Annotated in this window: 1 protein-coding gene; it reads right to left on the minus strand. The window is 29.4% G+C overall.

Going from position 1 to position 687, the window contains the following annotated elements; all coding sequences use genetic code 11:
- On the minus strand, positions 1-687 hold a 687-nt coding region (locus ABD011_RS15720), incomplete at both ends, for a hypothetical protein (RefSeq protein WP_343799786.1).

Raw genomic sequence — 687 nt, forward strand, 5'->3', positions numbered from 1 at the left:
TAACATTTTGATTTATTTCTTCATAAGCTTTTTGAGGAGTAATAATAAATTGTCGAATCCCTTGCTCTTCAGTTCTTTGTAAAAGTCTAGCAGTTTGGTTTTGATACATTAATTTTGCAGTTTTTGGAGTTAATAAATTGTTATATGCATATTTTTCAAGATCTGAAATGTTTAAAATTCCATATTGTGTCCCTAAGATTAGATCGCGAATTCCTACAGGTCTAAATAATGGATTTTTAGGAGCGAAATCATTAACTGGAGGTTCTAGATAAGCATTAGTAAACCAAGCTGGATAACCAGTTAGCAATATTGTTTCTTTTAAGTGATCTTTAATTTCTTCAAAAGACCTTACAGCTACCCATCTTCCAATTTGTACAAATGGCGGATCTGCAAATGGCAAATCGCCCAAACCAATTTCATTAAATATTTCTCTCGCTGTAATTTTAAAATCTGAAATAAATGGTTCTTTTATAAATTCTTTTAAAGTTATAGCAAGTTCAGTTCTTATTTCATTTAAAAAATCTACTGAAGTTTCTGCAAAAGCTTTTATAATTTCTCCAAATTTAATTGGAATTTTTCCGCCTAATCCAACTGGAGCTAAATCTATTTCTATTTCTGGTAAAATTTCAGCTAATTTATCTACAATAACTGGTAAGAATTTTCCAATTGTAATTGGAGCAATAAATG

It is taken from the genome of Gaetbulibacter jejuensis (assembly GCF_039524015.1).
Taxonomy (GTDB): Bacteria; Bacteroidota; Bacteroidia; order Flavobacteriales; family Flavobacteriaceae; genus Gaetbulibacter_B; species Gaetbulibacter_B jejuensis.